Consider the following 25207-nt stretch of genomic DNA (forward strand, 5'->3'; position numbering starts at 1 on the left):
TTTACCCGTTTTAGTCGAGGTTGAAATGTCCGGACAGACCCCCCTCCCCAGTACTCCGGTTGAGCTTCCGCTGCTGCCCTTGCGCGACGTGGTGGTGTTTCCGCACATGGTCATCCCGCTCTTCGTGGGACGGCCCAAGAGCATCAAGGCGCTCGAAGCGGCCATGGAGTCCGAGCGCCGCATCATGCTGGTCGCGCAGAAGGCTGCGGCCAAGGACGAACCCTCGACCGAGGACATGTTCGAGATGGGCTGCGTGGCCACGATCCTGCAGATGCTCAAGCTTCCCGACGGCACCGTGAAGGTGCTGGTCGAAGGCGTGCAGCGTGCCAAGGTTCTGGATATTAGGGACGGCGAGAGCCATTTCGTGGCCAACGTGAACCCTGTCGACCCAGGTCTTGAGCGATCCGATGTGCAGTCCAACGAACTCGAAGCTCTGCGCCGCGCGGTGATGCAACAGTTTGACCAGTACGTCAAGCTCAACAAGAAGATCCCTTCCGAGATTCTGACCTCCATCTCCAGCATCGACGACCCGGGTCGACTGGCCGACACGATCGCCGCGCACCTGCCGCTCAAGCTCGAGTCCAAGCAGGTGGTGCTCGATCTCGATCCGGTCAACAAGCGCCTGGAGAACCTGTTCGAGCAGCTCGAACGCGAAGTGGACATCCTCAACGTCGACAAGAAAATCCGTGGCCGCGTCAAGCGCCAGATGGAGAAGAACCAGCGCGACTTCTACCTGAATGAGCAAGTCAAGGCGATCCAGAAGGAGCTGGGCGAGGGTGAAGAGGGTGCCGACATCGAAGAGATCGAGAAGAAGATCAAGCTGGCCAAGATGCCCGCTGAGGCGCGCAAGAAAGCCGATGCCGAATTCAAGAAGCTCAAGCTGATGTCACCGATGTCGGCTGAAGCGACCGTCGTGCGCAACTACATCGATGCACTGGTGGGTCTGCCCTGGAGCAAGAAGACCAAGATCAAGCACGATCTGGCCCATGCCGAAGCGGTGCTCAACGAGGATCACTACGGCCTGGAGAAGGTCAAGGATCGCATCCTCGAATACCTCGCGGTCCAGCAACGCGTGGACAAGGTCAAGGCGCCCATCCTGTGCCTGGTTGGCCCGCCCGGCGTGGGCAAGACGTCGCTCGGGCAGTCGGTGGCCAAGGCCACCGGGCGCAAGTATGTCCGCATGGCCCTGGGCGGCATGCGCGACGAGGCCGAGATCCGCGGACACCGTCGCACCTACATTGGCGCCATGCCTGGCAAGGTCCTTCAGAGCCTTACCAAGGTGGGCACACGCAATCCCCTGTTCCTGCTGGACGAAATCGACAAGCTCGGTACCGACTTTCGCGGCGATCCGTCCAGTGCACTGCTCGAGGTTCTCGACCCGGAGCAGAACCACACTTTCGGAGACCACTATGTCGAGGTCGACTTCGACCTGTCCGATGTGATGTTCGTTGCCACCTCGAATTCGATGAACATTCCACCAGCCTTGCTGGACCGGATGGAGGTAATCCGCCTTTCGGGTTACACCGAGGAGGAGAAGACCAACATTGCCATGCGCTATCTGTTGCCTAAGCAGCTCAAGAACAACGGCCTGAAGGAGGGCGAGCTCGAAGTGCAAGAGGAGGCAGTGCGCGACATCGTGCGCTACTACACACGTGAAGCCGGTGTGCGGTCGCTGGAACGCGAACTCTCCAAGATCTGCCGCAAGGTGGTCAAGGGCTTGCTGCTGAAGAAATACACACCCACCGTGGTGGTCAACGCCGAAAATCTGAGCGAATTCCTGGGTGTGCGCAAGTTCAGCTATGGTCGTGCTGAGGCCCAGAATCAGGTCGGCCAGGTCGTTGGTCTGGCGTGGACAGAGGTGGGGGGGGATCTGCTGACCATCGAGGTCGCGACGATGCCTGGCAAGGGTGTGATCACGCGAACAGGCTCGCTCGGTGACGTCATGAAGGAGTCGGTCGAAGCCGCCCGCACCGTGGTTCGCAGCCGGGCGCGCCTGCTGGGTATCAAGGACGAGCAGTTCGACAAGCGCGACATCCACATTCACGTGCCGGATGGCGCCACACCCAAGGACGGCCCGAGTGCCGGTGCCGCCATGACCACTGCGCTGGTGTCGGCCATCACCGGTATCCCCGTGCGCGCCGATGTGGCGATGACGGGTGAGATCACGCTGCGTGGCGAGGTGACCGCCATCGGCGGATTGAAGGAAAAGCTGCTGGCCGCGCTGCGGGGTGGCATCAAGACTGTGATCATCCCGGAAGAGAACGTGAAGGACCTCGCGGAGATTCCGGACAACGTGAAACAAGGGCTTGAGATCGTGCCCGTGAAGTGGGTCGACAAGGTACTCTCGATTGCCCTTGAACGCCAACCCGTTCCGCTGACCGAAGAGGAAGTGGCGGCACAGATTGCGGCCGCCAGCGTGAGCAAGCCGGCAGCCGTGCCGGATGCTGTGAAGCACTGAGCAAAAAAATTCGGAGCGCTTGAAAACACCTAAATTTTTAGGCTAGAATCACGGTTTCCGACGAACACTCGGAACGGCATGAAAAGCATGCGGGAATAGCTCAGTTGGTAGAGCGCAACCTTGCCAAGGTTGAGGTCGCGAGTTCGAGTCTCGTTTCCCGCTCCAGATTCAAAAAGGGAAGCTTTGCTTCCCTTTTTTGTCAGAGTTTCAGAACGGTGCTTCTGGCGCCGCAACTGATGGCGCGATAGCAAAGCGGTTATGCAACGGATTGCAAATCCGTCCAGTCCGGTTCGACTCCGGATCGCGCCTCCAGATGGAACACGGGCCCCGCCAGCGTTGCGTTGACGGGGCCTTTGTTTTTTGCAACCTGCCACAATGGCTGGCGTGCCTCGGTGGTGAAACTGGTAAACACAGGGGACTTAAAATCCCCCGTCGCGAAACGACTTGGCGGTTCGAGTCCGCCTCGAGGCACCATCTCTAGGATTTTTCCGTTTTCGCCAGTACAGTGAGTTTCCATGACCCGATACAACGCGCCCTTCGAGATCCACGTGCACGGCGACGTTCCGCTGCGCGAGGACGTGGCATTTGCCCAGATACAGGACGCGCTCAAACCCCTGTGGCAGTACGCGGGTGCTCGCTCGCTCGCGGCGGCGGCCGAAAGCAGTTATGAGGACGAGCCGGGTATCCGGTTCGATGCCGAGGCCCACGTGCTGCAGATCTGCTGGACGGTGCCTGGCGATGAGGATTTTCGTCAGGCGGTCGAGGAAGCCTGTATGGGCCTGAACGAGATCGCCTCGGCCGGTGCTCCCCTTGAAGTGTCCTTTTACGACGCCGAGTATGACGAAGAAGACGAGTCCTCCGAAGAAGAGGCTCGGGACGACTTCCTGATGTGCTTCGTCGGCCCCACGCCGGCTGCGATCATGCAGGTGCAACGCGATCTGCTGGTTCAGGACGTGATGCATATCATGGAGCGCCATTTTGATGCCGCCGAGCTCGGTGACGTGGTCGGCGCCATCGACAAGCTTTTCACCCAGCGTTTTGACGCGCTGGTGAGTTCCATGCAGTTGGGCAAGCCGCCGCGCGGCTACGGTGGCCCTTCCGGGCATGGCGGCCCGCGCAAGCCGCGCCATCTGCACTGAGCTGACACCCGCGCCGGCCGGTCACCGACCGATCGCCTGCACGTACTAGACTCCCCTGCAACGCGAGCGGGTGGCCTCGCGGTCTGGAGTCTGCATGGCCTTCTTCTCCTCCGATGCCCTGAACCCTGGTGTGCGCAAACGCGAGGTGTTCGGCTGGGCGATGTTCGACTTCGCGAACTCGGGCTATACCACAGTGGTCATCACCGCGGTGTTCGCGGCCTATTTCGTGGGCGCGGTCGCCGGAGGCGCCCATTGGGCAACGTTTGCCTGGACGGCGGCCCTGAGCCTGTCCCACCTGATCGTGATGTTCACCATTCCGGCGATGGGCGCCTGGGCGGACCGCCACGCGGCCAAGAAGCGCTTGCTGATGATGACCACGCTGGGCTGTGTGCTCGGCACTGCCGCGCTCGCGCTGGTGAGCCCCGGAGCCGTGGTGCTGGGGGTGGTGCTGATCGTGATCTCCAACGTCTTCTTCGCCTGGGGCGAGTCGCTCATCGCGGCCTTTCTTCCGGAACTGGCGCGTCCGCAGGCGATGGGGCGGGTCAGTGGCTGGGGCTGGAGCCTTGGGTACGTGGGTGGCATGCTGGCGCTGGGCTTGTGCCTGGCCTACGTGTTGTGGGCGCAGGCACAGGGCCAGAAGGCCGAGCAGTTCGTGCCGGTGACGATGCTGATCACCGCGGGCGTGTTTGCGGCAGCGTCCCTGTTCACCCTGCTGTTGTTGCGCGAGCGAGCGCAACCGTTGACGCAGACGGAGGGTGCCGCGGGCTGGCGCGAGTCGCTCCGGCAGTTGCGGCGCACTTTCGGGCAGGCGCGCCGCTATCAGGACTTCATGTGGTTGCTGGCCTGCGTGGCGGCCTACCAGGGCGGCGTGGCCGTGGCCATCACGCTCGCGGCGATCTATGCCGAACAGGTGATCGGTTTCGTGCAGCAGGAAACCATGGTGCTGATCTTCGTGCTCAACATCGCTGCGGCAATGGGTGCGTTGGCGTTCGGTTACTGGCAAGACCGGCTGGGCCACAAGCTGGCGCTGGGCATCACCCTGGTGGGCTGGGTGGCCACCTGCATCATCGCGGCACTCACCACCACCAAGGGCGGCTTCTGGTACGCCGCAGCCATTGCCGGCGTGTGCATGGGCTCGAGCCAGTCATCCGGCCGTGCCATGGCCGGCATGCTGGCGCCGCCAGCGCAACTGGCCGAGTTCTTCGGGCTGTGGACCTTTGCCACGCGCGTGGCCAGCATCATTGGACCCCTGAGCTACGGTGCCATCACCTGGATGACCGGGGGTAACCAGCGTCTGGCGATCGGATTTACCGCGGTGCTGTTCCTGATCGGCCTGGCGTTGCTGATGCCGGTGAACGTGCAGCGTGGTCGGGCGGCCGCGCTGGGCGAGGGCGCCCTCTCGCATTGAATCAGCGTCAAGGCTGGGCGAGCTGCGCCGTGACGCCAAGACCCAACCAGCGGTGTACGGCGTGCGCGAGCCCTTGTGGATCGCGGGTGGCCAGCAGCACAGGCGGCAGGGCCGGCGCATCGGGGGAGGCGGTCATCGCGCCCAGCACCTCGCGTGTGCGGCGAGCCACCGGCACGGCGGTGTCCACCAGGGTCACGGTCGGTCCGCACAGAAGGGCGAGTGTGCTCATCGCGAACGGATAGTGCGTGCAGCCCAGCACCACGGTGTCAAGCTCAGACCCGGCCGCCTTGCACAGGGACAAGATGTAGCGTTCGCACAAGGCCCGGATGGCATCTTCATCATCGCGTTCGATCGCGGCGGCCAGCCCGTCACAGGGTTGGCTGATGAAGTGAAGCGGGCCTTTCGCCTGCGACGCCTGCCGTTCGCGCAGCAAGGCAAACCGCGCGCTGTCGAGCGTGCCCCGCGTGGCCAGCACGCCGATGCGCCCGCTGCGGCTCAGGCTGACAGCGGGCTTGAGGGCCGGCTCCACGCCGATGATGGGCAGGTCAGGGTGCGTCTTGCGAAGGCTGTCGACGGCAAGTGCCGTAGCCGTGTTGCAGGCCACAACCAGCGCGTCGATGGCGTGGACTTCACGCAGGTACCCGGTGATGCGGTGGCTGCGCTGCGACACCTCGGCCGCGGAGCGCTCGCCATACGGCGCAAAGGCGTTGTCGGCCAGGTAGACGAAGCGCGTGTCCGGCAGCTCGACGAGCAGGGCACGCAGCACGCTCAGGCCGCCGACCCCGCTGTCGAATACCCCGACGGTTTTCAAGCGGTCGCGACGGCGATGCCCTTGAACTCGCCGGTGGCGATGCGCTTCTGCCACTCGGCCGGGCCGGTGATGTGCGCGCTGGTGCCGCCAGCATCCACCGCCACCGTCACCGGCATGTCAACCACGTCGAATTCGTAGATGGCTTCCATGCCGAGATCCTCGAAGCCCACCACCCTGGCGTGTTTGATGGCCTTGGACACGAGGTAGGCCGCGCCGCCCACGGCCATGAGGTAGGCGCTCTTGTGCTTCTTGATCGACTCGATGGCGACCGGGCCGCGCTCGGCCTTGCCGATCATGGCGATGAGGCCGGTCTGCTCCAGCATCATGTCGGTGAAGCCGTCCATGCGCGTGGCGGTGGTGGGGCCTGCGGGGCCCACGGCCTCGTCGCGCACCGGATCGACCGGGCCCACGTAGTAGATGACGCGGTTGGTGAAGTCCACCGGCAACTTTTCGCCCTTGGCCAGCATGCCCTGGATGCGCTTGTGCGCCGCATCGCGGCCGGTGAGCATCTTGCCGTTGAGCAGCAGGGTCTGGCCCGGCTTCCAGCTGGCGACTTCGGCCGGCGTCAGCGTGTTCAGGTCCACTCGCTGGCTCTTCTGTGTGTCGGGCACCCAGTTGACGTTGGGCCAGAGGTCCAGGCTCGGCGCGTCCAGGTAGACCGGGCCGCTGCCGTCGAGCACGAAGTGCGCGTGGCGCGTGGCCGCGCAGTTGGGGATCATGGCCACCGGCTTGCTGGCCGCGTGCGTGGGGTACATCTTGATCTTGATGTCGAGCACGGTGGTGAGGCCTCCCAGGCCTTGCGCGCCGATGCCCAGCGCATTGACCTTCTCGTAGAGTTCCAGGCGCAATTCTTCCACCTGGGTGAGCTTCTCGCCCTTCGATGCCTTGGCCTGCAGTTCGTACATGTCGATGTCGTCCATCAGGCTTTCCTTGGCCATCAGCACGGCTTTCTCGGCGGTGCCGCCAATGCCGATGCCCAGCATGCCCGGCGGGCACCAGCCGGCGCCCATGGTGGGCACGGTCTTGAGCACCCAGTCGACCACCGAGTCGCCGGGGTTGAGCATGATCATCTTGCTCTTGTTCTCGCTGCCACCACCCTTGGCCGCCACGGTCACTTCCACGGTGTCGCCGGGCACCAGCTCGGTGAAGATCACCGCCGGGGTGTTGTCCTTGGTGTTCTTGCGGGCGAACTGGGGATCGGCCACGACCGAGGCACGCAGCTGGTTGTCGGGGTGGTTGTAGCCCTGGCGCACGCCTTCGTTGATCGCGTCGTCCACGCTGCCGGTAAAGCCTTCCCAGCGCACGTTCATGCCGACCTTGAGGAACACGTTGACGATGCCGGTGTCCTGGCAGATCGGGCGGTGGCCCGTGGCGCTCATCTTGCTGTTGGTCAGGATCTGCGCGATCGCGTCCTTGGCCGCCGCACTCTGCTCGCGCTCGTAGGCACGTGCCAGGTGGGCGATGTAGTCGGCCGGGTGGTAATAGCTGATGTACTGCAGCGCGGCGGCGATCGATTCGATCAGGTCGGCCTGGCGGATGGTGGTGGTCATGGTGTCGTGGGCGTTGGGAGCAAATCGCGCTGGCGGCCACCGGGCTTCAAGAGGCCATCCCGTCAGAGTTGCTTTGGTTCGGAACTATGCTGAGGGTCTCCGGGCAGGAGCGTCCCAGCCCGCTATTTTGACAGGTGAAGCCAGACCATGAGCACGCGCCCAGCCACTCGAACCGAACACGACACCTTCGGCCCGATCGACGTGCCGGCCGAGCGCCTCTGGGGGGCGCAGACACAGCGCTCGCTGCAGAACTTCGACATCTCCGGTGAGCGCCAGCCGCTCGAGCTCATCCGTGCCCTGGTGCAGGTCAAGCGCGCGTCGGCGGTGATCAATCACGCGCTGGGCCTGCAGAAGGTGGATACAACGCAGGCCATCGTGGCAGCAGCGGACGAGGTCATCGCAGGTGTCCACAATGCCGAGTTCCCGCTGGTGGTCTGGCAGACCGGCTCGGGCACGCAGACCAACATGAACGTCAACGAGGTGCTGGCCAACCGCGCAAGCGAGTTGCTGGGCGGCGAGCGTGGAGAAGGGCGCCTCGTGCACCCCAACGACGACGTGAACCGCAGCCAGTCCAGCAACGACGTGTTCCCGACCGCCATGCATGTGGCGGCGGTGGGAGCGATCACGCACCGGCTGCTGCCGTCCCTGGCGCTGCTGCGCGCTACGCTGGAAGACAAGGCGCGCGCGTTCGACGACATCGTCAAGATCGGCCGCACCCACCTGCAGGACGCCACGCCCCTTACGCTGGGCCAGGAGATCTCCGGGTGGGCTGCCCAGCTTGCTCATGGCGAAGCGCACGTGCGCGCGGCGCTGCCGCACCTGTGTGAACTGGCGCTGGGCGGCACGGCGGTGGGCACCGGCTTGAACGCGCCCAAGGGCTATGCCGAGCAGGTGGCGGCCGAACTGGCGAGGCTCACCGGCCTGCCATTCGTGACGGCACCGAACAAGTTCGAGGCCATGGCCAGCGTCGATGCACTGGTGCACGCGCACGGCGCGCTCAAGACGCTGGCGGCCAGTCTGATGAAGATTGCCAACGACGTGCGCTGGCTGGCCAGTGGCCCGCGCAGCGGCATCGGGGAAATTGGTATTCCCGAGAACGAACCTGGCTCGTCCATCATGCCGGGCAAGGTCAATCCCACGCAGAGCGAGGCGGTCACCATGCTGGCTGCACAGGTGTTCGGCAACGATGTGGCCGTCAACATCGGTGGTGCCTCGGGCAATTTCGAGCTCAACGTGTTTCGCCCGATGGTGGCGCACAACTTCCTGCAGAGCGTGCGCCTGCTGGCCGACGGCATGCGCAGCTTCAACAACCACTGCGCTGTGGGAATCGAACCCGATCGCGGGCGCATTGCAGAACTGGTGGATCGCTCGCTGATGCTGGTGACGGCGCTGAACCCCCACATCGGCTACGACAAGGCCGCGCAGATCGCCAAGAAGGCACACCAGGAGGGCTCCACCTTGCGCGAGGCCGCGCTGGCGCTGGGCCATGTGACGCCCGAACAGTTCGACCAGTGGGTGCGGGCGGAGCAGATGGTGGGGCGTTGACGGGACGGAAGCCCAACGAGAAAGGCGGTCGATGTGACCGCCTTTCTCGTTGAAACCCTGGGAAAGCCCTCAGTGCTTCGCGCCGGGTGCCGGCTGCATCAGCCGGTCCGTCAGGGCAATAGCCATGGCACTGAGCAGGAACACGACGTGGATGATGGTCTGCCACATCAGCACCTTCTCGTCGTAGTTGGCGGCGTTGATGAAGGTCTTGAGCAGATGGATGGAGCTGATGCCGATGATGGCGGTGGCCAGCTTCACCTTGAGCACCGAGGCGTTCACGTGGCTGAGCCATTCGGGCTGGTCGGGGTGGTTTTCCAGGTGCATGCGGCTGACGAAGGTTTCGTAACCGCCCACGATCACCATGATCAGCAGGTTGGAGATCATGACCACGTCGATCAGCGCCAGCACCACCAGCATGATGACGGTCTCGTTGAGGCCGGTGAGCTGCACGTCGCTCTTGTAGCCGATGCTGGTGACCAGTTTGGCCAGCGCGGCATCGTTGCCGAAGGCGGCCTCGATCAGGTGGACCAGCTCGACCCAGAAATGGAAGACGTAGATGCCTTGTGCGGCGATCAGCCCGATGTAAAGGGGCAACTGCAGCCAGCGGCTGGCAAAGATCAGGTTGGGCAGGGCGCGGATGGGTGCGGTGGCTTTGACGGGGTCGGTCATGCGGGGAGACAATCTGTCGCGCGCCGGGTTGGCGCCGGTGTATTGTATGAGTGCTGCAATCGCCCGCGCCCGGTGCCGTCGAGTCTGGCGCACTCGGGTGTAAGAGGCTCGTAAGAGCCTTTGCGCACAGTCCGCCGCAGCCGCGTACCCACAACATCCCAGGAGACAGCCCATGTCCGCACCTTCGTCGTCCATCGAGTCCACCCTGGTCGAGAACCGTGTTTTTGAGCCCACAGAGGCGACGGTCAAGACCGCCCGGGTATCCGGCATGGCAGCGTACCAGGCGCTGTGTGACGAGGCGGACATGGATTTCGAAGGCTTCTGGGCCCGGCTGGCGCGCGAAACCCTGCACTGGCACAAGCCCTTCACCAAGACCCTGGACAGTTCCAGAGCCCCGTTCTACAAGTGGTTCGAGGATGGCGAGCTCAACGCCTCATACAACTGCCTGGACCGCCACATCGGCACGCCGGTGGAGAACAAGACCGCCATCATCTTCGAGGCCGATGGCGGGGAGGTCACCAGGGTCACCTACAAAGAATTGTTGGCCAAAGTCTCGCGCTTTGCCAATGCGCTCAAGGCACGCGGCGTGAAGAAGGGTGACCGCGTCGTCATCTACATGCCCATGACGGTGGAGGGTGTGGTGGCCATGCAGGCCTGCGCCCGCATCGGGGCCACGCACAGCGTGGTGTTCGGCGGCTTTTCGTCCAAGGCACTGCAGGAGCGCATTCAGGATGCGGGCGCTGTCGCCGTGATCACCGCCAATAACCAGTTGCGCGGTGGCAAGGAATTGCCCCTCAAGGCCATCGTGGACGAAGGCATTGCCATGGGCGGATGCGAATGCGTCAGGAACGTGATCGTGTTCCAGCGCACGCCGACCGCCTGCAACATGGTGGCGGGGCGCGACAGCTTCATGCACGAGGTGATGGCCAGCGAATCCGACGTCTGCCCGGCCGAGATGGTGAGCGCCGAACACCCGCTGTTCGTGCTCTACACCTCGGGCTCCACCGGCAAACCCAAGGGCGTGCAGCACAGCACCGGCGGCTACCTGCTGTGGGCACAGCTCACGATGAACTGGACCTTCGACCTCAAGCCCGAAGACATCTTCTGGTGCACGGCCGACATCGGCTGGATCACCGGCCACACCTACGTGGCCTATGGTCCGCTGGCCGCAGGCGCCACGCAGATCGTGTTCGAGGGCGTGCCCACGTTCCCGAACGCCGGGCGCTTCTGGCAGATGATCGAGAAGCACAAGGTCACCATCTTCTACACCGCCCCGACGGCGATCCGCTCGCTGATCAAGGCCGCCGAGGGCGACGAAAAGGTGCATCCGGCGCGCTCCAACCTTTCCAGCCTGCGTCTGCTCGGTTCGGTGGGTGAACCGATCAATCCCGAGGCCTGGATGTGGTACTACAAGCATGTCGGTGGCGAGCGCTGCCCGATCGTGGACACCTTCTGGCAGACCGAGACCGGCGGCCACATGATCACGCCGTTGCCGGGTGCCACGCCGCTGGTTCCGGGTTCGTGCACCCTGCCGCTGCCGGGCATCGCCGCAGCCATTGTCGACGAGGCGGGTCACGACGTGCCCCACGGCGCGGGCGGCATCCTGGTGGTGAAGAAACCCTGGCCATCGATGATCCGCACCATCTGGGGCGACCCGGAGCGTTTCAAGAAGAGCTACTTCCCCGACGAGCTCAAGGGTTACTACCTCGCCGGTGACGGCGCGGTGCGCAGCGCCGACCGTGGCTACTTCCGCATCACCGGCCGCATCGACGACGTGCTCAACGTCTCTGGCCACCGCATGGGCACGATGGAGATCGAGTCCGCCCTGGTGGGCAAATCCGACCTTGTGGCCGAAGCCGCCGTGGTGGGACGCCCGGACGATCTGACTGGCGAGGCCATCGTGGCCTTCGTGGTGCTCAAGCGTTCGCGCCCCACGGGTGAAGAAGCCAAGGCCATTGCCAAACAACTTCGCGACTGGGTGGGCAAGGAGATCGGCCCGATCGCCAAGCCCAAGGACATCCGTTTCGGCGACAACCTGCCCAAGACCCGCAGCGGCAAGATCATGCGCCGCCTGCTGCGTTCGATCGCCAAGGGCGAGGCCATCACGCAGGACACGTCCACCCTGGAGAACCCGGCCATCCTGGACCAGTTGTCGGAGAACAACTGATCCAGGCCCGGCGCTGGCGAGAAGTCCGCGCGGGCCAACAAAAAACCCGCTGATCGCTCAGCGGGTTTTTTGTTGGATGGGCGCAGGCCTACTTCTGGCTCAGGACCCACGCCGCCAGCTTCTTGGCATCGGCTTCGCTGACCTGCGGGTTGGCGGGCATGGGAATCGCGCCCCAGGTGCCCGAGCCGCCCTTCATGATCTTGGTGGCCAGCAAGTCGACGGCCTTGGCGTCGCCAGCGTATTTCTTGGCCACATCCTTGTACGAGGGCCCCACGAGCTTCTTGTCGACGGCGTGGCAGGCCATGCAGTTCTTGCTCTTGGCCAGGGCTTCATCTGCCATCACGGGTGCCGCCAGCGTGGTCATGGCGGCCATAATCAGGAGAGCACGTTTCATGGGGTTGTCCTTCTGTTGGAGGTCTGAGGAGTTGATGCGGTCGATTCTACCGACGCCGGGGCTCCCGGAAACGAACGCTTACAGTTGCTTGCCCGCTTCACGGGGCCTTTACCGGAGTGTGTGATGTATTTGCTGATCCTGGGCGTCCTGCTGCTGCTGATGAAGTACCTGGAGTACGGTATCGTGGCCACCTGGTCCTGGTGGTGGGTGCTTTCGCCGTTCGCGCTGGCGGTGGCGTGGTGGGCCTGGGCCGACACCACCGGGTACACCCGCCGCAAGGCCATGGAGAAGATGGACCAGAAAAAACAGGACCGCATCGACAAGCAGCGCGAGGCCCTGGGCATCAAGACCAAGCGGCGCTCGCGCTGACGTGCGGATCGATCAATAGTTGTCGAGCACGGCGCCCTTGCTGGCGCTGGCCGCGTTGAAGGCGAACTTGGCCTGCACGCCGCGCGTGTAGCGCGGTGCAGGCGCCGTCCAGGCCGCGCGGCGCCGGGCGATCTCCGCCTCCGGCACATGGAGCTCCAGGAGCAGCTGGTGTGCGTCGATGGTGATGCTGTCACCTTCCTGCACGAAGGCGATCGTGCCGCCGGCTGCGGCCTCGGGGGCCACGTGGCCCACGACCATGCCCCAGGTGCCACCGCTGAAGCGGCCATCGGTGATCAGGCCCACGCTCTCGCCCAGGCCCGCGCCGATCAGGGCGCCGGTCGGTGCCAGCATTTCGGGCATGCCGGGGCCGCCCTTGGGGCCGAGGTAGCGCAGCACCATCACGTCGCCGGCCACGATCTTGCCGTCCAGGATGGCCTTGAGAGCCGACTGCTCGTCGTCGAACACGCGCGCCGGGCCGGTGATGACCGGGTTCTTCAGGCCGGTGATCTTGGCGACCGCGCCCTCGGGCGAAAGGTTGCCCTTGAGGATGGCGAGGTGGCCCTGCGCATACATGGGCTTGTCGATCGGGCGGATCACGTCCTGGTCGGCGCGCGGTGTGTCGGGTACGTCCTTGAGCACCTCGGCGATTGTCTGGCCGGTGATGGTGAGGCAGTCGCCGTGCAGCAGGCCGGCGTTGAGCAGCACCTTCATCACCTGTGGAATGCCGCCGGCCTGGTGCAGGTCGACCGCGAGGTACTTGCCCGACGGTTTGAGGTCGCAGAGCACCGGCGTGCGCTGGCGGATGCGCTCGAAGTCGTCGATCGACCACTCGACCCCGGCAGCGTGAGCGATGGCCAGGAAATGCAGCACCGCATTGGTGGAGCCACCGGTTGCCATGATCACGGCCACGGCGTTCTCCAGCGCTTCCCGGGTGACGATGTCGCGCGGTTTGATGTCCTTCCTGATGGCTTCGATCAGCACCTTGGCCGATTCCCTGGCGGAGTTCTGCTTCTCGTCGTGCGGATTGGCCATGGTGGAGGAGTAGGGCAGCGACAGGCCCAGGGCCTCGAACGCGGAACTCATCGTGTTGGCCGTGTACATGCCGCCACACGAGCCGGTGCCCGGGATGGCGCGCATTTCGATCTCGCGCAGGTCCTCGTCACTCAGATTGCCGGCGGCGTTCTGGCCCACGGCCTCGAACACGCTGACGATGTTCAGGTCCTGGCCCTTGTAGCGCCCTGGCAGGATGGTGCCACCGTACACGTAAATGGCCGGCACGTTCGCGCGCAGCATGCCCATCATGCCGCCCGGCATGTTTTTGTCGCACCCGCCGACCACCACCACGCCGTCCATCCACTGGCCCTGTACGCAGGTTTCGATGCAGTCGGAGATGACTTCGCGGCTCACCAGCGAATACTTCATGCCTTCGGTGCCCATGGCCATGCCGTCGGAGATGGTGGGCGTGCCGAAGATCTGGGCGTTGCCGCCCGCTTCCTCGATGCCGGCCACCGCCGCGTCGGCGAGCTTTTGCAGGCCGCTGTTGCAGGGAGTGATGGTGCTGTGGCCGTTGGCCACCCCGACCATGGGCTTCTTGAAGTCGCTTTCCTCGTAGCCCATGGCGTAGTACATGGAGCGGTTGGGTGCGCGAGACTTGCCTTCGGTGATGTGGGCGCTGCGGCTGTTGATGGGCTTGATGGAGATGGTCTTGCTGTCTGCCATGGCATGTCTCTTCGTGGGGGAGGGTAGGGTGGCTGAGGGGTGCGCGCCACGGGGCGTCTGGCGCGAGTATGCGTCAGTCGTCGGCCTCTTTCCAATTGCTTTGAAGGTCTCCATTAATATGTTCAACATATGAGTGAGGCAAAAAATCCGCTGCGTATCGAATTGAGACAATGGCGGCAATTCGTGGTCCTGGCTGAAGAACTGCACTTCGGGCGCGCCGCCGCGCGCCTGCACATGACGCAACCACCGCTCACGCAGGCGATTGCCGGGCTGGAGCAGACGCTGGGCGTGCGCCTGTTCGACCGCACCCGGCGCAGCGTGGCGCTGGCGCCGGCGGCGGCAGCGCTGCTGCCCGAGGTGCGCGAGCTGCTGGTGCGGGCCCAGGGGCTGCCCGCGCTGGCGCGCGCCGCTGCCGCCGGTGAAATGGGGCGCCTGCGGCTGGCGTTCGTGTCCACCGTGGGGTTCGAGCTGCTGCCACGATGGGTGCGCGCGTTTCGCCAGCGCTGGCCGCAGATCGCGCTGGAGCTGATCGAAGCCACTGGGGACGTGCAGCTGGAGATGCTGGCGCGCGGGGAGGCGGACGCGGGCATGGTGCTGCATTCCCCGGGGCTCCAGGCGCCGGGCCTGGCCAGCGCGCGCATTGCCAGCGAGCCGCTGGTGGTGGCCCTGCCGGAATCGCATCCGCTCGCGGCGCACGACCACCCGGGGCTGGCTGCCCTGCTGGCCGAACCGCTGGTGATCTTCCCGCGGCGCATCCTGCCGACGCTGCACGACGCCATCTTCGCTCTGTACCACGGGTCCGACCGCGCGCCGCAGGTAGCGCAGGAAGCGATCCAGATGCAGACCATCGTCAACCTGGTGTCGGCCGGTCTGGGGCTTGCCTGGGTGCCGCAGAGCGTGCGGCAGTTCCAGCGCCCAGGCGTGGTGTACCGGAGTGTGCGGCCCCCACGTGGGCGTGCCATGCCCGCCTGCGAAACCAGCCTGGTCTGGCGCGCCGATGCGATGAGCCCGACATTGGCGCACTTTGTCGACTTCGCGTTGGCGCGGGCCTCGTGAATTCGCCCCTGCCACAATAGCCGCCATGCTTCAACATCCCCAGATCGACCCTGTCGCCCTGCAGATCGGCCCCTTGGCGATTCACTGGTACGGCCTGACCTATCTGCTGGCCTTCGGCCTGTTCATGCTGCTGGCCAACGCGCGCTTGCGCCATCAGCCATTCGCCGGTGTGACCCAGCCGCCCTGGACGCGCCGTGATGTGGAAGACATCCTCTTTCTCGGTGTGCTCGGTGTGGTGGCGGGCGGGCGCGTCGGTTATTGCCTGTTCTACAAGCCCGCGTACTACCTCGCCCACCCGCTGGAGATTTTTGCGGTCTGGCAGGGGGGCATGAGCTTTCACGGCGGACTGCTGGGCGTGATGCTGGCGATGGTGTGGTACGCGCGCAGCCGTCAACGACCCTTCATGCAGGTGATGGATTTTGTCGCACCGTGCGTGCCCACCGGTCTGGCGGCCGGGCGCCTTGGCAACTTCATCAACGGCGAACTCTGGGGCCGCGTGGCAGATCCGTCCCTGCCCTGGGGCATGGTGTTCCGCGGCGCCGGCGACCTGCCGCGCCACCCCTCGCAGGCCTACCAGTTCCTGCTCGAAGGTCTGCTGCTGTTCGTGCTGCTGTGGTTCTACGCCCGCAAGGAGCGCGCGCGCGGGCAGGTCTCGGCCGTGTTCCTGTTCGGCTACGGCGTGTTCCGCTTCATCGCCGAGTTCTTCCGCGAACCCGACGCCCACCTGGGTCTGCTCTCGCTGGGCATGAGCATGGGCCAGTGGCTCTGTGTCCCCATGATCCTGGGTGGTGCCGGCCTGTGGTGGTGGTTCGGGCGGCGCGCGCCCATCGCCTGAACACCGCAGGGTAAACACCGGGACTGTCCGTCGATTGAGGGTTTAAAATTTCCTGTAATTACGGATGATTACAGATGCGCCTGGTGCTCAATTCCCTGCACGACGAAGTGGCCGCGAAGCTGCGCGAGCGCATCTTTGCCGGTGAACTGCTGCCCGGCAGCTTTCTGGACGAACCCGCGCTGTGCGCCGAGCTGTCCATTTCCCGCACGCCGTTGCGCGAGGCGCTCAAGGTGCTCGCCGCCGAGGGCTTGCTGCGCCACGAACCGCGTCGTGGCTGCTTTGTGAGCGAGATCACCGAGCGCGACCTCGATGAGATCTTCCCAGTGATCACCCTGCTGGAGGGGCGCTGCGCGTTCGAGGCCGCCACCCATGCGACCGATGCCGACCTGGTGGCCCTGGAAGCCCTGCACGAGCGGCTCAACCGGTTCGCGAAATCGCGGCGCATCAACGAGTACTACGAGGCCAATCACGCGATCCACGAAGCCATCATCCTCCTGGCCGACAACCGCTGGCTGGCGCAGGTGATCGGCGACTTGCGCAAGATTGTGCGGCTCGCGCGCTTGCAGCAACTGCATGCGCCCGGCCGCCTGGAGCAAAGCCTGTCCGAGCACATGGCCGTGTTCGCGGCGCTCAAGGCGCGCGACGCGGAGGGCGCCGAGGCTGCCATGCGCACCCATCTGACACGCCAGCGCGTGGCGCTGCGCGAACTGGCCCGCAGCCAGACGTCGAGGTTGTCGGCATGAAGGTTGCAACCACCGAGGTCGCGATGTGCGCAAAGGAGCTCCCTCAATGACACCACCCGATTGGCTTGCCCATGGCGTGTCCCTGCTGCGCCCCGGCGCGAAGGCGGCTGGCCCCCGTTCCACGATGGAGAGACTCAAGGCGACCCTGCGTCACGACGAGGAGGCGATGTCCCCGCGCATGCTGCGCCAGTCGCTCAAGGAGCTCCAGGCCATCGTCGACCCCCTGGTGAGCGAGGTCGAGGGCGGACGCCGTGCGCAGGCCATGATGGACTGGTACGCCGGCGCAACGCCCCCGCACCGGCGCGACCTGTGGCTGCTCATGAGCGAGCGCTTCGTGGCCGATCCGCAGCAGGTGAAGAAGGCGCAGTCCCAGTTCGCCGCTGCGGTGGGCACGCCCGACGAGGCCGCGGCCGAGGTGCTGTACCGCCGCGCCACCGTCTCGCCGCGGCGCCGTCTGCTGCAGCGCTTCAGCGCCAACTCCGATGGCGTGCGCTTCCTGGTGGACATGCGCGCCGAGTTCCAGCCGCAGCTCAAGACCGACAAGCGCCTGCTCGCGCTCGACGTGGAGATGGAGTACATGTTCTCCACCTGGTTCGACGTGGGCTTTCTGGAACTGCAGCGAATCACCTGGGACTCGCCAGCCTCGCTGGTGGAAAAACTCATCAAGTACGAGGCAGTGCACGACATCCGCAGCTGGTCGGACGTGAAGAACCGGCTCGACAGCGATCGGCGCTGCTATGGCTTCTTTCATCCGCGTCTGCCGCAGGAACCCCTGATCTTCGTGGAGGTGGCGTTGATGAACCAGATCGCCACCAGCATCACGCCACTGCTGGACGAGTCGGCCGCGCCGGCCGACCTGGACAAGGCCACGACGGCCATCTTCTACTCAATCAGCAACACCCAGACCGGGCTCAAGGGCGTGAGTTTCGGGGACTCGCTCATCAAGAACGTGGTGGAGACGCTCAAGCAGGAGTTTCCGCGCCTCAAGACCTTTGCCACGCTCTCGCCCATTCCCGGCCTGCGCACCTGGCTCTCGAAGAATGCGCCGGCCGAGTTGCTCAAGGCCTGGGAGCGCGCCGAGGACTTGCCCGAGGGAGCGCCCGAGCGCCGCGCGCTCATGGGTTGGGCCGCGCGCTACCTGGGTGACGAGCTCAAGGACGGCAAGCCGCTGGATCCGGTGGCGCGTTTTCACCTCGGCAACGGCGCGTGCGTGGAGCGCCTGAACTGGGCCGCCGATCCGTCGGCCAAGGGGGCGCGGCAATCGTTCGGCATGATGGTGAACTACCTCTATGATCTCAAGCGGCTGGACAAGCACCGCGCCCTGCTGGCTCAGGGAAAAGTCCCGATAGCCAAGGCCGTCAGGGAGCTCTATCTTTGAACCCGTTCATGCCGTTCCCGGAGACCTTCGCTTGACCGAGACTTCCGTCGTCCTCCTGCATGGCTGTCGCTCAGGCGCGGCCGGCGCCATGCAGGCCTGATTGCGGCATGCCGGGCCAGGTAGGACTCACCATCGATGGCGCGCTGGCGCGCGTGAGCCTGTGCCATCCGGGCAAGTTCAACGCCATGTCGCGCGCGATGTGGCTCGAACTCCGGGCCATCTTTCTGGCGTTGCAGGCGCGCGAGGATCTGCGCTGCGTGATCGTGGCCGGCGACGCGGGTCATTTCTGCGCCGGCGGCGACATCTCCGAATACCCTGCCTTTCGTTTCGAGGAGGCCGCGCTGCGCGATTTCCACGAAACCGACGTCTGGGGCGGTCTGGGTGCGATGCTGGCATGCGACCTGCCCGTCGTTGCGCAGATCGAAGGCAACTGCCTGGGCGCGGGTCTGGAAATCGCCAGCTGCTGCGACATCCGCGTGGCCGGTGAAGGCGCGCGCTTCGGTGCACCGATCGCGCGGCTGGGCTTCCCGATGGCACCACGCGAGGCGCAGCTCGTCGCACGAGAGGCGGGCGCGGCCACTGCGCGCGAGGTGCTGCTGGAGGCGGCGGTGCTGGGCGCGCAGGAGATGAAAGCACGCGGCTTCCTGCATGCCGTGCTGCCCGACGCCGGGGTGGCCGCCGACGCGCTGGTGCGCGCGCAGCGCATCGTGGCGCTGGCCCCGCGTGCCGCGCGCCTGAACAAGCAGACCCTGCGGGCCTTGTCCACGGGGGTGTCCATCGAATCCGTCGTGGATCGCGCGTACCACTACGCCGACCATGCCGAGCACCGCGAGGGGGTCGAAGCATTCGTGGCCCGGCGTCGCCCCGCATTCTGAATTCCTGTCCCGTACAAGAACCACCATGAACAACCACAACCTGTATGCCGCCCTGCGCGCGGCCTTTCCCGTTGATTTCGATGCCACCGCCGTGGAAACCGTGGGCGGCGCCCACGGTGGCCTGCGCTACTCCTGGCGCGACCTGGATCGCGCCAGCGCCATGCTGGCCAACCTGCTGGGCTCGCTCGCGCTGCCGGCTGGCTCGCGCATCGCGGTGCAGGTGGAGAAGTCGGTCGAGGCGCTGATGCTGTATCTCGCCGTGCTGCGCGCGGGCCATGTGTTCCTGCCGCTCAATACGGCCTACCAGTCGGGCGAGATCGAGTACTTCGTGGGCAACGCCGAACCGGCCGTGGTGGTCTGCAGTCCCGCCAACTTCGGCTGGGTGTCGAAGATCGCGTTCAAGGCCGGCACGCGCCACGTGTTCACGCTCGGCGAGGACCGCAGCGGCAGCCTGCTTGATCGCGCCGCGCACCACAGCGACGTGCACACGCCGGTGCAGAGCCGGGCCGATGACCTCGGCGTGATCATCTACACCAGCGGCACCACCGGGCGCAGCAAGGGGGCGATGCTCTCGCACGGCAACATGCTGAGCAACGCGCAGGTGCTCAGGGCGTACTGGGGCTGGAAGCCCGATGACGTACTGATCCACGCGCTGCCGATCTTTCACGTGCATGGGCTTTTCGTGGCCATCCACGGCGCCCTGATCAATGGCAGCCCCATGCTCTGGCTCAACAAGTTCGAGCCGCGCGCCGTGGTGGAACTGCTGCCGCGCGCGACCGTGTTCATGGGCGTGCCGACGCTGTACACCCGCCTGCTTGCCGAGCCAGACCTGACGAAGCAGCAGGCGGCGCACATGCGGCTGTTCGTCTCGGGCTCGGCGCCCCTGCTGATCGAGACCTTCGACGAATGGCAGGCGCGCACCGGCCACACCATCCTGGAGCGCTACGGCATGAGCGAGACGGTGATGATCACTTCCAACCCCTACGCGCCCGATGCGCGCCACGGCGCACAGGGCGAGCGGCGTGGCGGCACAGTCGGATTTCCCCTGCCGGGCAACGAGCTGCGGGTCGTCGACGACGCCAACCGGCCGGTACCCGTGGGCGAGATCGGTGCCATACAGGTCCGTGGCCCCAACGTGTTCAAGGGCTACTGGCGCATGCCCGAGAAGACGGCCGAAGAGTTCACCGCGGACGGCTTCTTCAAGACCGGCGACGTGGGCCGCGTCGACGAGCGCGGCTATGTGAGCATCGTCGGCCGCAGCAAGGATCTCATCATCTCCGGGGGCTACAACGTCTACCCGGCGGAGATCGAGAGCTGCATCAACGAGATGCCCGGCGTGGCCGAGAGCGCGGTGGTGGGCGTGCCGCACCCGGACTTCGGCGAGGTGGGGGTGGCGGTGCTCACCGTCCGGCCCGGCGCGGTTGTGGACCCTGAGCAGGTGCTCGCGGCCCTGAAGGCACGGCTGGCGAATTTCAAGATCCCCAAGCGCTGCGTGGTGGTGCCCGAGCTGCCACGCAACACCATGGGCAAGGTGCAGAAGAACCTGCTGCGCAACGATTACGCGGGCTTGTTCAAGGCCGCCTGAATCTCCAGCCTGCGCAGCACGCGAAAGCACAGCAGCGTGCCCGTCACGCCGAACAGCACCACGCCGAGTCCGTAGCCGGCCAGCACGCCACGCGCACCGAACCACTGCGCGCCCAGCCAGATGAAGGGCACGACGCCCAGGGTGGAGCGGCCCCAGTTCAGCGCGGTCGAGTAGAACGCGAAACCCAGGTTGTTGAACGCCGCGTTGGCCACGAACAGCGCGCCGTTGAACATGAAGCTGCCGGCCACGAAGACGCAGAAGAACACGATCAGCTGGCGCGCTTCGCCCGTTGCCCCGAAGGCGTCGGCGATCTGGCCGCTGCCCAGCGCCAGCAGCAACCACACCACCAGCACGTAGATCAGCACCACCTTGAGGCTGTCGCGCACGGCCGTGCGCAGGCGGTCGTGGCGCAGCGCACCCAGGTTCTGGCCAAGGATCGGCCCGATCGAGCCGGAAAGTGCGAACAGGGCCACGAAGGCCACCGGGATCAGGCGCACGATCACGGCCCAGCCTGCCACGGCGTTGTCGCCGAAGGGCGCCACTGCCGCCGTGACGAAGGCATTGCCCACCGGCGTGGCGACCTGCGTGAGAACAGCCGGGAAGCCGATCGCGAGGAACGGCCCCAGCGTCTGCCGCAACACCTGAGGCGAGGGGCGGGCATACAGTCCGTGAACGCGCAGCAGCGCGTGCAGGCCGATCAGCATCATGGCGCCGCGAGTGACCAGTGTGGCGACCGCTGCACCGTCCAGCCCCCAGCCCAGGCCGAAGATCAGGATCGGATCGAGCACGGAGGCCACTGCACCCGCACCCAGCGTGACCCACATGGCGCGTCGCGCATCGCCCAGCGAACGCAGCAACGCGCCCAGGCACATGCCCATGCCCAGCAGCGGCGCGGAGGGCAGCACGATGTGCATGAAACGCAGGGCCAGGACGGCGGTTTCGCCGCTGGCACCCAGCAGCGCAAGCAGCGATCGCAGCCAGGGCAGGGCCAGCAAGGCCGCCAGCGTCATGGTCAACGCCATCAGGACCAGCGAGGCGCCGGCCAGCGCCCGGGCGTGTTCGCGGTCACCGCGGCCCAGGGCGCGCGAGGTGAGGGCCGTGACCGCGATCGAAAGACCAATGGACAGCGAGGTGATGAAAAACAGCAGCGTGCCCGCATAGCCCACGGCGGCGGCCAGCTCTTTCTGGCCGAGCAGCGAGATGTAGAAGAGGTTGAGCATGTCCACGAAGAACACCGCCACCAGGCCCACCGAGCCCGTGGCCGTCATGGTGATGACGTGGCGCAGCGTGGAGCCGGTGACGAAGGTACCGGTGGAGGGCGAGGGTGGGCGTGGATCGTTGGGCATGGGCGGGCGACAGGCCCGCGCACTCTACCCTGTCTGCCCGGCGCGTGCCGACGCAGGACTTCAGCGCAGCACGAGCACGGGAATGTGCGAGTGCGTCAGTACCTGCTGGGTTTCGCTGCCCAGCAGCAGCCGCTTGATACCGCGCCGCCCGTGCGAGGCCATGACGATCAGGTCGCACTTGTTGCGTTTGGCCGCGGCGATGATGGCCTCGGCAATCAGGTCGGACTTCACCGTGACCGGCTTGACCTTGACTTCCCGCAGTTGTCCGGCCGACTTGACCGCGTTGACAGCGTCCATGGCCTCGGAGTGCCACTGCTTTTCGATGCGGGCGATTTCGGCCGCCGCCAGCGCCATGCCGCCTTCGAAATAGGTCTGGGGATAACGCGGTATCACCTTGAGCGCGACCACTTCGGCGCCCGTGAGGTCGGCCAGATTGAGGCCGTGCTCCACAGCCTGCTGGGAGAGCTTGGAGCCATCGGTGGCCACCAGAATGCGCTTGTACATGTGGTTTTCTCCTTGTTTCGTTGGCGTGAGCCCTCAGGGTAGCAAATCCCGTCCTTTGGTGCTTGATCTGCATCAAGGGCTTGAAACACGATATGACGTAGCCTCCGTGCATGAATCCGGCCGTATCAGCAGTTCCGCCGCAGCGGTGGCGAACCGGTGCCGCGTCCGAGGCACCGCAAGGGGCAGCCGCGCCCGCGTCCGGCTGGCTCGGGTTGCAGCGCGGCTCGCTCACGGTGACCGACGATTTCGCGGTGCTGGACGACCCTGCCGAGCAGGAGGTTTTCACGCGCGTCGTGGACGCGGACGGTGGCACCGAAGCCGAGTCGCTGCTGGTGGTGCAGGGCATGCATTGCGCTGCCTGCGCCGACGCGGTGGAGTCCGTGCTCGATGGGCTGCCCGGCATGCGGCACGCGCGGGTGCATGCGGCCAGCCGGCGCCTCACGCTGCGCTGGGACCCTTCCCAGACCCAGCTGTCGCGCCTGGCGCGTGCGGTGGGCGAGGCCGGTTACCGCCTGCTGCCGATGCAACAGGCCCTGTCCGTCAGCGAACGCCAGCGCGAGACCCGGCAGGCGCTGTGGCGGCTGTTCGTGGCGGGCTTCTGCATGATGCAGGTGATGATGTACGCGTGGCCCGCGTACGTGAGCGCACCAGGCGACATTCCGCCGGACATCGTGCAACTGCTGCGCTGGGCCAGCTGGGTGATCAGCCTGCCGGTGGTGTTCTTCGCCAGCGGTCCCTTCTTTGCCAGCGCCTGGCGTGATCTGCGGCGCGCGCGCGTGGGCATGGACACCCCGGTGTCGATCGGCATCCTGGTGACTTTTCTCGCCAGTTCGGCCGCCACCTTCGATCCCACCGGCCCCTGGGGCGACGAGGTGTGGTTCGACTCGCTGACCATGTTCGTGTTCTTCCTGCTCGGCGGCCGCTATCTGGAGCACAAGGCGCGCGACAGAACGGCGGGTGCGCTGGACGAACTGATGAACCGCTTGCCGCAGGTGTGCGATCGGCAGCGCTCCGATGGTGGATACGAATCCGTGTCGTTGCGGCGCCTGCGGGCGGGAGACGCGGTGCGCGTGCGCGCGGGGCAGGCATTCCCCGCAGACGGGGCCTTGCTTGATGCGGTGGCACTGGTGGACGAGGCGCTGCTCACGGGCGAGTCCCATCCCGTGACGCGGGAGCATGGGCAGGCCGTGGTGGCCGGCAGTTTCAACCTGGGCGGGCCCGTGCGCGTGCGCGTGCTGCGCACCGGCGCGGACACCCGTTTCGCGCAGATCGTGCGGTTGATGGAGCAGGCCAGTGTCGAGAAGCCCCGCTGGGCCGTGCTGGCCGACCGCGTGGCCGCGCCGTTTCTCGTGCTGGTCCTGCTCGCCGCGGCGGCGGCGGGCGTGTACTGGTGGCAGATCGACCACACACAGGCGCTGGCGGTAGCGGTGGCGGTGCTCATCGTCACCTGTCCCTGTGCGCTTTCGCTGGCCACCCCCGCGGCCATGCTGTCCTCGGCCGGCGCGCTCGCGCGGCGCGGCGTGCTGGTGCGCCGGCTGCAGGCCTTCGAAACCCTGGCCCGCATTGACGCGGTGGTGTTCGACAAGACCGGCACGCTGACTCACGACCGCCTCGAACTGCACGAACTGCTCACCCGCGAAGGCGTGAGCAGAGAACAGGCACTCGCCCTGGCGGGAGCACTTGCCGAAGGGTCGCTGCACCCGGCATCTCGCGCCATCGCGTCCGAGGCCGACAGCGCCGGTGTTTCACTGGCGGCGCTGGCCGGCCACCAGGAGCGGGCGGGGCAGGGCATGCAGGCGCTGCGAGCCGATGGTTCGTGGGTGCGCCTGGGTTCAGCGGCGTTCTGCGGCGTGTCACCGCAGGCCGGCGAAGGCGATGCGCCGCTGGTGCATCTGAGTGACGCGCACGGCTGGTTCGCCAGCTTCCGGTTGCGTGAAGGCGTGCGCGCCGATGCTGCACAAGCAGTATCGGCCCTGCGGACGCTGGGCGTGCAAACCTGGCTGCTGTCAGGCGACCGTGTCACGGCAGCGCTGCAGGTGGGGCAGGCCGTGGGCGTGGACCATGTTGTGGGGGAGGCGTCACCGGAGCGCAAGCTGGCCGAGCTGATTGCCCTGCAAGGGCGCGGCCTGACCGTGGCGATGGTGGGCGATGGCCTCAACGACGGGCCGGTGCTCGCGCGCGCCGACACCTCGTTCGCGCTGGGGCACGCCGCGCCGCTGGCGCAGGCGCAATCGGACTTCATCGTGCAAGGCGGGCAGGTGATGGATGTGGTGCGCACGCTCACGCAGGCCCGTGCCACGTTGCGCACGGTGCGGCAGAACCTGGCCTGGGCCGCCGGCTACAACGTGGTGAGCGTGCCGCTGGCGCTGGCCGGTTTCATGCCGCCGTCGCTGGCGGGCCTGGGCATGGCGGCCAGCTCGCTGCTGGTGGTCGGCAATGCGCTGCGTCTGGCCCGGCTTGAACGTTGAAGGCACGCCATGGACGTTCTCTATCTGCTCATTCCGCTGTCCGTGCTGCTGGTGTTCGGGATCATCGGCGTGTTCTGGTGGGCCTTGCAGGCGGGGCAGTTCGACAACGTCGAACGCGAAGGCGAGCGCATTCTCAAGAACGATTGAGGCGGCGCTTGACGCAGGTCAAGGCGCGATCGGGACTCCTT

The 25207-nt window shown here is 65.9% G+C and carries 21 protein-coding genes and 3 tRNA genes; 17 read left to right on the top strand and 7 right to left on the bottom strand.

Annotated elements, in window-relative coordinates:
• Positions 1–25: 25 nt before the first annotated feature.
• From lon to K5880_RS17545, 6 genes are all read left to right on the top strand, one after another.
• Entirely contained in the window at positions 26–2458 is a 2433-nt protein-coding gene (gene lon, locus K5880_RS17520) for an endopeptidase La (protein WP_297655267.1), read from the top strand.
• Positions 2459–2547: 89 nt separating this feature from the next.
• Positions 2548–2623 (top strand) — tRNA-Gly (locus K5880_RS17525).
• Between the two features lie 73 nt (positions 2624–2696).
• Positions 2697–2770 (top strand) — tRNA-Cys (locus tag K5880_RS17530).
• A gap of 74 nt (positions 2771–2844) precedes the next feature.
• Positions 2845–2932 (top strand) — tRNA-Leu (locus K5880_RS17535).
• Between the two features lie 41 nt (positions 2933–2973).
• Positions 2974–3597: a DUF6806 family protein gene (locus tag K5880_RS17540; RefSeq protein ID WP_297655270.1), complete on the top strand. Its 624-nt coding sequence runs from the start codon at positions 2974–2976 to the stop codon at positions 3595–3597.
• Between the two features lie 94 nt (positions 3598–3691).
• Positions 3692–5005, top strand: coding sequence for an MFS transporter (locus K5880_RS17545; RefSeq protein WP_297655272.1), 1314 nt, complete (start codon positions 3692–3694; stop codon positions 5003–5005).
• Between the two features lie 7 nt (positions 5006–5012).
• Here K5880_RS17545 and murI read toward each other — a convergent pair whose 3' ends face one another.
• Positions 5013–5816, bottom strand: coding sequence for a glutamate racemase (gene murI / locus K5880_RS17550; RefSeq protein ID WP_297655275.1), 804 nt, complete (start codon positions 5814–5816; stop codon positions 5013–5015).
• Positions 5813–7366 (bottom strand): fumarate hydratase, encoded by a 1554-nt coding sequence (locus K5880_RS17555; RefSeq protein ID WP_297655278.1) that lies wholly within the window; start codon positions 7364–7366, stop codon positions 5813–5815. The genes murI and K5880_RS17555 overlap by 4 nt, the downstream gene beginning before the upstream one ends.
• Before the next feature lie 147 nt (positions 7367–7513).
• Between K5880_RS17555 and fumC the strand changes: the two genes are divergently transcribed.
• On the top strand, positions 7514–8911 hold the full coding sequence (gene fumC / locus K5880_RS17560) for a class II fumarate hydratase (protein WP_297655281.1): 1398 nt from the start codon (positions 7514–7516) through the stop codon (positions 8909–8911).
• 69 nt (positions 8912–8980) lie between these two features.
• On the opposite strand, the gene K5880_RS17565 is transcribed toward fumC, so the two are convergent.
• Entirely contained in the window at positions 8981–9580 is a 600-nt protein-coding gene (locus K5880_RS17565; protein WP_297655284.1) for a TIGR00645 family protein, read from the bottom strand.
• Between the two features lie 172 nt (positions 9581–9752).
• Between K5880_RS17565 and acs the strand changes: the two genes are divergently transcribed.
• Positions 9753–11747 (top strand): acetate--CoA ligase, encoded by a 1995-nt coding sequence (gene acs, locus K5880_RS17570; RefSeq protein WP_297655287.1) that lies wholly within the window; start codon positions 9753–9755, stop codon positions 11745–11747.
• A gap of 88 nt (positions 11748–11835) precedes the next feature.
• On the opposite strand, the gene K5880_RS17575 is transcribed toward acs, so the two are convergent.
• Entirely contained in the window at positions 11836–12141 is a 306-nt protein-coding gene (locus K5880_RS17575; RefSeq protein ID WP_297655290.1) for a c-type cytochrome, read from the bottom strand.
• A 123-nt stretch (positions 12142–12264) separates the two neighbouring features.
• Between K5880_RS17575 and K5880_RS17580 the strand changes: the two genes are divergently transcribed.
• Positions 12265–12510: a TIGR04438 family Trp-rich protein gene (locus K5880_RS17580; protein ID WP_297655292.1), complete on the top strand. Its 246-nt coding sequence runs from the start codon at positions 12265–12267 to the stop codon at positions 12508–12510.
• A 12-nt stretch (positions 12511–12522) separates the two neighbouring features.
• Here K5880_RS17580 and ilvD read toward each other — a convergent pair whose 3' ends face one another.
• Complete coding sequence (gene ilvD, locus K5880_RS17585; protein WP_297655295.1) at positions 12523–14229, bottom strand: dihydroxy-acid dehydratase; 1707 nt, start codon at positions 14227–14229, stop codon at positions 12523–12525.
• Between the two features lie 129 nt (positions 14230–14358).
• Between ilvD and K5880_RS17590 the strand changes: the two genes are divergently transcribed.
• From K5880_RS17590 to K5880_RS17615, 6 genes are all read left to right on the top strand, one after another.
• Positions 14359–15285 carry a LysR family transcriptional regulator gene (locus K5880_RS17590; RefSeq protein ID WP_297655297.1) on the top strand — a complete coding sequence of 309 codons (927 nt, stop codon included), beginning with the start codon at positions 14359–14361 and terminating at the stop codon, positions 15283–15285.
• A 25-nt stretch (positions 15286–15310) separates the two neighbouring features.
• Positions 15311–16120, top strand: a complete 810-nt coding sequence (lgt, locus tag K5880_RS17595) for a prolipoprotein diacylglyceryl transferase (RefSeq protein WP_297655301.1) — start codon at positions 15311–15313, stop codon at positions 16118–16120.
• Between the two features lie 74 nt (positions 16121–16194).
• Entirely contained in the window at positions 16195–16863 is a 669-nt protein-coding gene (locus tag K5880_RS17600) for a GntR family transcriptional regulator (RefSeq protein ID WP_297655304.1), read from the top strand.
• Between the two features lie 46 nt (positions 16864–16909).
• On the top strand, positions 16910–18241 hold the full coding sequence (locus K5880_RS17605) for a malonyl-CoA decarboxylase (RefSeq protein ID WP_297655307.1): 1332 nt from the start codon (positions 16910–16912) through the stop codon (positions 18239–18241).
• 107 nt (positions 18242–18348) lie between these two features.
• On the top strand, positions 18349–19116 hold the full coding sequence (locus K5880_RS17610) for an enoyl-CoA hydratase/isomerase family protein (protein WP_297655310.1): 768 nt from the start codon (positions 18349–18351) through the stop codon (positions 19114–19116).
• A 25-nt stretch (positions 19117–19141) separates the two neighbouring features.
• Positions 19142–20701 (top strand): malonyl-CoA synthase, encoded by a 1560-nt coding sequence (locus K5880_RS17615; protein ID WP_297655313.1) that lies wholly within the window; start codon positions 19142–19144, stop codon positions 20699–20701.
• On the opposite strand, the gene K5880_RS17620 is transcribed toward K5880_RS17615, so the two are convergent.
• Both K5880_RS17620 and K5880_RS17625 read right to left on the bottom strand, forming a co-directional pair.
• The gene (locus K5880_RS17620) at positions 20674–22047 is read right to left on the bottom strand and encodes an MATE family efflux transporter (protein ID WP_297655316.1); all 1374 of its coding nucleotides are present in this window, start codon (positions 22045–22047) and stop codon (positions 20674–20676) included. The two genes, K5880_RS17615 and K5880_RS17620, sit on opposite strands and share 28 nt — an antisense overlap.
• Positions 22048–22107: 60 nt before the next feature.
• On the bottom strand, positions 22108–22551 hold the full coding sequence (locus K5880_RS17625; RefSeq protein ID WP_297655319.1) for a universal stress protein: 444 nt from the start codon (positions 22549–22551) through the stop codon (positions 22108–22110).
• Between the two features lie 110 nt (positions 22552–22661).
• On the opposite strand from K5880_RS17625, the gene K5880_RS17630 reads away from it, so the two are divergent.
• A complete protein-coding gene (locus K5880_RS17630; protein WP_297655322.1) occupies positions 22662–25019 on the top strand; it encodes a cation-translocating P-type ATPase in 2358 nt (785 codons plus the stop codon).
• 9 nt (positions 25020–25028) lie between these two features.
• Positions 25029–25166 carry a cbb3-type cytochrome oxidase assembly protein CcoS gene (ccoS, locus tag K5880_RS17635; protein WP_297655324.1) on the top strand — a complete coding sequence of 46 codons (138 nt, stop codon included), beginning with the start codon at positions 25029–25031 and terminating at the stop codon, positions 25164–25166.
• Positions 25167–25207 lie beyond the last annotated feature (41 nt).

The organism is Hydrogenophaga sp. (assembly GCF_025699295.1).
Taxonomy (GTDB): Bacteria; Pseudomonadota; Gammaproteobacteria; order Burkholderiales; family Burkholderiaceae_C; genus Hydrogenophaga.